This window comes from Peribacillus sp., from assembly GCF_059453735.1.
The window spans coordinates 1-7,972 of sequence record NZ_JAZVJO010000041.1 but is presented as its reverse complement, the minus strand read 5'-3'; the positions used below and the strand labels follow the sequence as shown (position 1 = coordinate 7,972).

Genomic DNA, 7,972 nt, shown 5'->3' with positions numbered 1-7,972 from the left:
TAAAACAAGCTATTAAACTTGCAGATTTTCAACAATGGTTGTAATTCCAAGACCGCCGCCAATACAGAATGTAGCCAAACCGTATCTTTCGCCTCTGCGTTCCAATTCATGAAGCAGCTTCGTCATTAATACCGCACCCGATCCGCCTATCGGATGGCCGAGAGCAATGGCACCTCCATTAACGTTGACTCGATTCAAGTCAAGACCGAGCTCTTTGATGACAGCGAGAGCTTGAGCCGCAAACGCCTCATTCAACTCAATTAGCGAAATATCATCAAGTGTTAACCCAGCCTGCTTTAGTGCTTTTCTCGTTGCAGGTGCAGGACCGATTCCCATGATTTCAGGGGAGACACCCGCAACAGCTTGGGCAATGACTCTAGCTTTTGGTTTCAATTCATACCTTTGGGCTGCTTCGTCTGTCATTAATAACACAGCGCCTGCCCCGTCATTTCGGCCGCTTGTATTTCCAGCTGTGACCGTACCATTTTCCTTGAATACTGGTTTTAACTTCCGTAATTTCTCCATATTTGTTTCCCTTGGATGTTCATCCTTATCGAATAGAAAGGAGTGTTTTCGCTGCTTCACTTCATAAGGAATGATTTGTGAATTAAACCGACCTTCTTCAATCGCTGCTTGAGCCAGCACTTGACTCCGTAAAGCAAATTCATCTTGCTCTTCTCGGGATATCTGATACTTTTCAGCCAGATTTTCCGCTGTCATTCCCATTGTGAGATTGCCATACGTTTCGATTGGCTGTGAACGAGGCTGACTTTCCGTATTAGAATCAAGAATTTCAGTATTTCCTACACCAAAGCCATATCGTCCATTTCGGATATAAAACGGCGCACGACTCATGCTTTCTGCTCCCCCGGCAATGACAATATCCGATAGCCCGCACATAATTTGCTGTGCACCATTGTTAATTGCTTGTAATCCGGATCCGCATTGACGGTGAACCGTATATCCGGTTACTTCGATAGGTAATCCTGCTCTAAGCAAGGCGAGACGAGCTAAATTTGGAGCATCCGTGCTTTGCTTTGCCTGCCCAATGATCACTTCGTCAATATCCTCTTTTGAGACTCCTGTTCGATTGATTACTTCTTCTATCACTTTTGCTGCTAAGAAATCCACATCCACATCTCTTAGACTTCCGCCTATCCTGCCGACAGCTGTGCGGACAGAATCAACAATCAGTACATTCTTCATTCCCCTTCACCTCTTTAGTCTATTAATAGGATCTTGGCAGCTTGAGCACATGCTCAGCTACATACGATAAAATAAGATTCGTTGAAATAGGCGCAACTTGATATAATCTTGTTTCTCTAAATTTACGCTCGACACCATATTCCTCTGCAAATCCAAAGCCGCCATGTGTCTGTAAGCAGGCATTAGCTGCTTCCCAAGAAGCATCCGCTGCAAGCAGTTTACTCATATTGGCTTCTGCTCCACAGCTTTTGCCTGAATCAAATAAGGCAGCAGCTTGAAAGCGCATTAAATCAGCAGCTTCCAGATTAATATGTGAACGAGCAATGGGGAACTGAATGCCTTGATTTTGGCCAATTGGCCGATTGAATACGACTCGTTCCTTTGCATAATTCGCTGCGCGTTCGATAAACCAGCGGCCATCGCCAATGCATTCGGCCGCAATCAAGATTCGTTCGGCATTCATCCCATCAAGAATGTAGGAGAAACCTTTGCCTTCTTCACCAATTAAATTTTCAACCGGAACCTCCAGATTTTCGATAAATAACTCCGTTGTCGAATGATTCATCATCGTCTTAATCGGTTTAATCGTTAATCCATTTCCAACTGCTTCATTTAAATCAACTAGCAGCACTGATATGCCCTGTGTCTTTTTTTCAACTTGTTCAAGTGGTGTCGTCCGAACAAGGAGAATCATCAGATCCGAATATTCGGTTCTTGATATGAATACCTTTTGCCCATTGACGATGTATTTATCACCCTTCTTAACAGCCACCGTTTTTAATTTCGTTGTATCGGTTCCTGTATTCGGTTCGGTAACCCCAAAGGCCTGAAGTCGTAACGTCCCATTAGCAATCTTCGGAAGATATTTTTCCTTTTGTTCCTTTGAACCGTGCCGCAGCAACGTTCCCATCGTATACATTTGCGCATGACATGCACCGGCATTTCCACCCGACCGATTCACTTCCTCAAGAATAATCGAGGCCTCTGTAATCCCAAGACCAGATCCGCCATATTCCTCAGGGATTAGTGCTGCAAGGAAACCGGCCTTGGTGAGTGCATGGACGAATTCCTCCGGGTAGGCATTATTTGCATCTAGTTCCCGCCAAAAGGCATCAGGGAAATTTTGACACACAGAACGCACACTTTGTCTAAGCTCTTGATGAAAGATGTTTTTTTCTTCTAACAGTTGAGTCATCGATTTTTCCTCCTCATTTTTAGGCATTCACCGAATGACTGGCAGCGTATTCCTTCATTAATTGACTAGCAATGATATTTTTTTGAATTTCAGATGTACCTTCATAAATTTTCGTTATTCGTGCATCGCGGTAATACCGTTCAATTGGGTACTCTTTGATGTATCCGAGCCCGCCATGAATCTGAACAGCCTTATCTGCAATTCGGTTATAAATCTCTGAACCTAGCAATTTAATCATCGCCGCTTCCTTAATTACCTTCATCCCCTCGTCCACCATCCACGCCACTCGATAGGTCATAGAGCGGAGCGCTTCAATATCAAGTGCCATTTCGGCCAGGTAATGCTGGATGATTTGCTGTTCAACGATTGGTTTGCCAAACTGGACCCGTTCATGCGCATATTTCAGTGAAAGTTCCAGCAGTTTTTGGCAGGATCCCAGATTTCTTGCCGCAAGACCAGCCCGCCCGTTTGCCAAGATTTTTAATGCATTCACGTACCCCTGCCCTTCAATCCCAAGGACATTTTCAACAGGAACCTCACAATCTTCAAAAAACACTTCCGATGAATGAGAACCGCGCAACCCCATTTTTTCTTCTGTTTTTCCAATAATCAGTCCCTTGGTGCCTTTTTCAACAATAAAGGAGGTGATCCCTTTAGCTCCCTTTGCCTGATCCGTAATCGCCATTACCGTAAAAACATCAGCGATTGGGGCATTGGTGATATAATGTTTGGACCCATTTATGATATATTTATCGCCTTTTTTGACAGCGACCGTTTTTAAAGCAGTTGCATTTGATCCGGCACTTGGCTCAGTTAACGCAAAAGCTCCCGTCCATTCTCCAGTTGCCATACGAGGAAGGTATTTCTGCTTTTGAGCTTCTGTTCCCATTTCTACAATGCCCACTGACCCTATACCCGTATGACAGCCGATGACTGTTGTATAGCCATTATGTGTCCGGCCGATTTCCTCATACATTACACATTTACCGACCATACCAATCCCAAGCCCTCCATATTCTTCTGGAATACTTAGGCCAAACAAACCAATTTCCTTACTCATTTTCATAATGTGTTCAGGAATGTCATCTTCCCGCTCAATTTGATCCCCTAGAGGATCAACCGTATGATCGATAAAATGACGGATATTTTTTCTCATTTCTTCCAACTCGGCATGTATTTTAAAATCCACTCCACTCATTTCCCTTCGTAATAAATTAATTGTCTATCCTTGAGAAGTAAAAACTGGATTTCGTTTTTCAAAAAATGCATTGACTCCTTCGGTAAAATCAACTGATTCAAAGCATAAACCTTGTGCTAAGCCTTCTAACGCAAACAGCTCCTGCAGACTTCCATCCATACCCCGGTTAACCAGTTTCTTTGTCAGTCCCATGGCCATGGCTGGTCCTGCAGCAAGCTTTTCAGCCATCTCATACGCATCCTTAAGCAGTTGCTCATGCTCACTCACTTTATTAACTACTCCTAATTGCTTTGCTTGATCAGCCGTTATTCTTTCACCAAATAGCATCATTTCTAACGCACGCTGGCGGCCTATCAACCGTGGCAGGAAATAAGCGGAACCTAAATCTGGGACTAAGCCAACCTTTATAAAGCTTTGGACGAAAAAAGCGGAATCTGATGCAAGAATCACATCACATGCGAGGGCAATACTCGTCCCAGCCCCAGCTGCAGCTCCATTAACGGCCGCTATCACTGGCTTTTCTAAATTCATAATAGACTCAATCAACCTATGTCCAATTTGAAGCCTTTTCCTTCCCGCCTCAGAGGTCACAGTTTGTAATGTGCGAAGATCTCCTCCAGCTGAAAAAGCCTTTCCTTCACCAGTTAGAATGACAACTTGCACGGATTCGTCAGCAGCCATTCCCGTAAACAAGTCTATTAATTCTTCACGCATCTCCATCACCAGTGCATTTCTAATGTCGGGCCGATTCAGTTTAACTAGACATATTCCATTTTTAGTGCTGACTTTTACCTGGTTGTAGGTCAATACATCTCCTCCTCTATAGATTGCCTTATTTCCCAACAAAACGGGGGGCGCGTTTTTCGACAAATGCCTTTACCCCTTCGATGCGATCCTCGGTATCAATACAGACATTATAATGAATCAACTCTTGCTTCCTTGCTTCAAGCGTCGGCATCCCATACAATTCATCTGCCGAAGCCTTACAGCTCTGCACAGCAAGCGGGGCATTAGCGGCTATGCTTTCGGCAAGCTCGAGTGCTTGTTGTTGAAGATTTTCTGACCTGGTCAGACGATTTAACAATCCTGCTCGATTGGCTTCTTCAGCTGTGACAAAGCGGCCTGTACAAAGCCATTCTTTTGCTACATGCAGTCCAATACGCTTTGACAGCAATCTTGAACCACCCCCTCCCGGCATAATGCCGCGTGTGACTTCTGGTAAACCAAATGTGGCAGTTTTTGCGGCCACAATGAAATCACAGTTCAACACCAGTTCAAATCCTCCAGCAAGTGCATATCCATCGACGACTGCGATTGTAGGTTGTTTGAGATCAGCTAATTGATCAAACATTTCTTCAAACAGCGTATGCTGGGTCCGCCACTCATCTTCCTGTAATCGATTCCGCTCTTTTAAATCAGCTCCAGAGCAAAATGCTTTTGAATTAGAAGAAGTCAACAGGACCACTCGGGCATCACTTTTGGCTATTTGTCGGCAGATCTCCAGTATTTCTTTTGCCATTTCTGTATGAAATGCATTTCTAGCTTCTGGCCGATCGAGGACAATTTCAGCAATTTTTCCGTCTATTCCTGTTCGTGAAAAATGAACAAATGACATGTATATGACCACCTTTTTAATAAATTGAAATATCAGATATTTTTAGTTAGATATTCCCTATGACACCATCTTCACGAAATTTTTCAATACTTTCGGAAGAGTATTGAAAGCGGGCAAGAATCTCTTCCGTATGCTCACCCAACTGTGGTGAAGGTGCGTAAAGCTCACCAGGTGTTGTCGAAAACTTAATCGGAAAACCAAGTTGTTTAATCCTACCTGCTACAGGATGATTCATTTCAATCAGCATTTCTCGTTCAAGCAAGTGTGGGTCAGAGAACGCTTCATCAAGATCATAAACAGGTCCCACACAAGTATCTTCATATTGAAGTAGATTTAGCCACTCGGCCTGACTCCTTGACTTGAATAGATTGGACATTTCTTCACGTAATTGAACCTGTATCTGTTCATCTCCATTTTGTAACGCAATCCAATCTGGTTGATCAACCAATTGACAAATATTTCCCCAAAATTTCTCTTCTAGTGCCCCCACTGAAAGATATTTCCCATCGCTGGTTTCATAGACATCATAACAGGCATATTTACCCGACAACCGTGTATTCCCGCGTGCAGGGACCTCTCCAGAAGCAAAATACTCGGATGCAGAAGCATACAACCAGGAAACCGAGCCATCCATCATTGATACATCAACATATTGACCTTTGCCCGTCCGTTCTTTATGAAACAGCGCCATCATAATACCAGATAGGGCCATCAAAGCACCTCCGCCAATATCGGAAATTTGAACGCCAGGAACAACTGGCTTCCCCCCTTTTTCACCAATCATTCCCAAAATCCCGCTATAACCGATATAATTCATATCATGTCCTGGCAAATGACGATAGGGACCAGTTTGTCCATAGCCGGTTAATGAACAATACACGATACCCGGATTAATTTCTGCAATTTCCTGATAGGAGATACCTAATCGTTCCATTACCCCTGGTCGAAAGCTTTCAAGAATGACATCCGCTTTTTCTGCCATTTTTTTAAAAATAGTCTGGCCTTCCTTTTTCTTTAAATTTAGTGTGACACTTTTTTTGTTTCGATTAATTGTCAAATGCCTTGATCCGATTCCTTCAATTGCTGGTTTCCCCCAGCGGATGTAATCGCCAATCTCAGGTTCTTCAATTTTTATTACCTCTGCCCCGTAATCAGCTAAAAGTAACGAACAGTAAGGTCCAGGCAGCAGCCGGGATAAATCAAGTACCGTTATTCCAGTTAATGCTCCCATATTTCTCCTCCGCTCTACTTTGTATACGCTTACAAAATCAAAAAAAGAATTCACAATCCTCCCTTTCACTTTCTCCAAAGCTTGACGGCGGCTGTAAATTCTTTTAATGTGCTTGCTAAAATCTGCTGATTTTTCTAGTTATCTCATTGGCGGATTTCTGGGTTAATCCCCCTTTATCCAGCAGCTCAGATTTTTCAAACTGTGCTGTCGACCCGACAAGGGCTATCGCCATCTCTACTTGGTTTGCTCCATTGAATATTGGGGCGGCAATTCCAAATATTCCTTTTATGAATTCCCCGTATGTAATGTAATACCCATCCTGCTGGACTTTTTCGAAATCTTTCTCGAGCAGTTCAATATCCTGCTGATTATATGGCTTTACACCGATGTTTCTTTTTAAATACCCCTCGCGTTCATCTTTATCCATGTATGCGAGAAAACACATGCCATACGAACCGTCGATAATCGAAAAATGTCGTCCGATGGAAACATGTACACCATAATCCTCCCCTTCGACTTTTAAGACAAAGGTCAGCTTTTCCTTTCCCACGCGATTAACAAGAACTGAAGTTAACCCTGTTTCTTTAGTTAAGCTTTCTAGATACGGTTTAACAATGGACAGATAATCCAAGTGCTCTTTGGCTCTTTCACCTAACACAACTAAATAAGGACCAAGCGTATATCTCTTTTTATCCTTTTCATACCGGACAATGGCTGATTCTTCAAGATACTGCAAGATTCGAAAGCAAGTGGCAGGACTGAGCGACAAGGCATTCGCAATTTCAGTCAACGTACTTTCCTTAAAACGCTTGCGGCTCAACAGTCTTAGGATTGCAAAGGCATTTTCAACTGCAGGGACCGAATATTTGCGTTTTTCTTGTTTTTTTTCTCCCACCATTCCCTTTCACCACCTTGCAGATTATTTTATATATAAAAATTAATTTCGTCAATAAAAAGACTGATTATTCAAAAAAATATAATCGAGATAACTTTACAGTAACTTAATACCACCCTTACAATATTCTGTGTTCTTTTGGGTACACTAACCATATACACGTAATACTTCACTCAACAGCATCTGGCGTCTTGCTCTACTATAAACGGAGGTGAAGGAATATGGCTGACTTTTTTAATGCATTTTTCATTATCGTACTCATCATGATCTTTCTCAGAATCTTTATCACTGCCTACTTGAAAATCGAAAATAGATCATGATTTCTTTAAAACCCCCCAAGACTCTTCACCCTGACTTTCCTCACAATGCGTGCCCGCCTACTTCTAACTTCGAAATTCATTAGAAACCTTTTTTTATCCATTACGTCTAATAGAAAAGATCATTAGTCAATATGAAAAGGGGGGAGCTAATGAAAAAAGGGTTAGTCATCATTTTATTTCTTATTTTCTTGATTGGAATCTATCTCATTACCAGTCACTCAGAACCACCTGTACCAAACGTAACCATTAATAATAAGGTTGTTCCAACCGCACCAGCGTCTTATTGTTGGAAAGGACTTTTACGTGCTGAGT

The 7,972-nt window shown here is 42.5% G+C and carries 7 protein-coding genes; all 7 read right to left on the bottom strand.

The genetic code is table 11. The features are described 5' to 3' along the window. Positions 1 to 12: 12 nt before the first annotated feature. The 7 genes from AC52RT_RS01290 to AC52RT_RS01260 all read right to left on the bottom strand — a co-directional run bounded on the left by AC52RT_RS01290 (position 13) and on the right by AC52RT_RS01260 (position 7,343). Positions 13 to 1,206, bottom strand: coding sequence for a thiolase family protein (locus AC52RT_RS01290; RefSeq protein WP_495539077.1), 1,194 nt, complete (start codon positions 1,204 to 1,206; stop codon positions 13 to 15). A gap of 22 nt (positions 1,207 to 1,228) precedes the next feature. Then, positions 1,229 to 2,401, bottom strand: coding sequence for an acyl-CoA dehydrogenase family protein (locus tag AC52RT_RS01285; RefSeq protein WP_495539076.1), 1,173 nt, complete (start codon positions 2,399 to 2,401; stop codon positions 1,229 to 1,231). Positions 2,402 to 2,420: 19 nt separating this feature from the next. Next, complete coding sequence (locus AC52RT_RS01280) at positions 2,421 to 3,590, bottom strand: acyl-CoA dehydrogenase family protein (protein WP_495539078.1); 1,170 nt, start codon at positions 3,588 to 3,590, stop codon at positions 2,421 to 2,423. 33 nt (positions 3,591 to 3,623) lie between these two features. After that, the gene (locus AC52RT_RS01275; protein ID WP_495539075.1) at positions 3,624 to 4,406 is read right to left on the bottom strand and encodes an enoyl-CoA hydratase/isomerase family protein; all 783 of its coding nucleotides are present in this window, start codon (positions 4,404 to 4,406) and stop codon (positions 3,624 to 3,626) included. A 25-nt stretch (positions 4,407 to 4,431) separates the two neighbouring features. Further along, a complete protein-coding gene (locus AC52RT_RS01270) occupies positions 4,432 to 5,214 on the bottom strand; it encodes an enoyl-CoA hydratase/isomerase family protein (protein ID WP_495539074.1) in 783 nt (260 codons plus the stop codon). Between the two features lie 46 nt (positions 5,215 to 5,260). Then, on the bottom strand, positions 5,261 to 6,445 hold the full coding sequence (locus tag AC52RT_RS01265; protein ID WP_495539073.1) for a CaiB/BaiF CoA transferase family protein: 1,185 nt from the start codon (positions 6,443 to 6,445) through the stop codon (positions 5,261 to 5,263). 115 nt (positions 6,446 to 6,560) lie between these two features. Further along, positions 6,561 to 7,343 carry an IclR family transcriptional regulator gene (locus AC52RT_RS01260; RefSeq protein WP_495539072.1) on the bottom strand — a complete coding sequence of 261 codons (783 nt, stop codon included), beginning with the start codon at positions 7,341 to 7,343 and terminating at the stop codon, positions 6,561 to 6,563. Between the last annotated feature and the right edge of the window lie 629 nt (positions 7,344 to 7,972).

Excerpts from the sequence above, each read along its gene's own strand:
- AC52RT_RS01290 (WP_495539077.1), bottom strand. The coding sequence starts at position 1,206 with ATGAAGAATGTACTGATTGTTGATTCTGTCCGCACAGCTGTCGGCAGG.
- AC52RT_RS01285 (WP_495539076.1), bottom strand. The coding sequence starts at position 2,401 with ATGACTCAACTGTTAGAAGAAAAAAACATCTTTCATCAAGAGCTTAGA.
- AC52RT_RS01270 (WP_495539074.1), bottom strand. The coding sequence starts at position 5,214 with ATGTCATTTGTTCATTTTTCACGAACAGGAATAGACGGAAAAATTGCT.
- AC52RT_RS01265 (WP_495539073.1), bottom strand. The coding sequence starts at position 6,445 with ATGGGAGCATTAACTGGAATAACGGTACTTGATTTATCCCGGCTGCTG.
- AC52RT_RS01260 (WP_495539072.1), bottom strand. The coding sequence starts at position 7,343 with ATGGTGGGAGAAAAAAAACAAGAAAAACGCAAATATTCGGTCCCTGCA.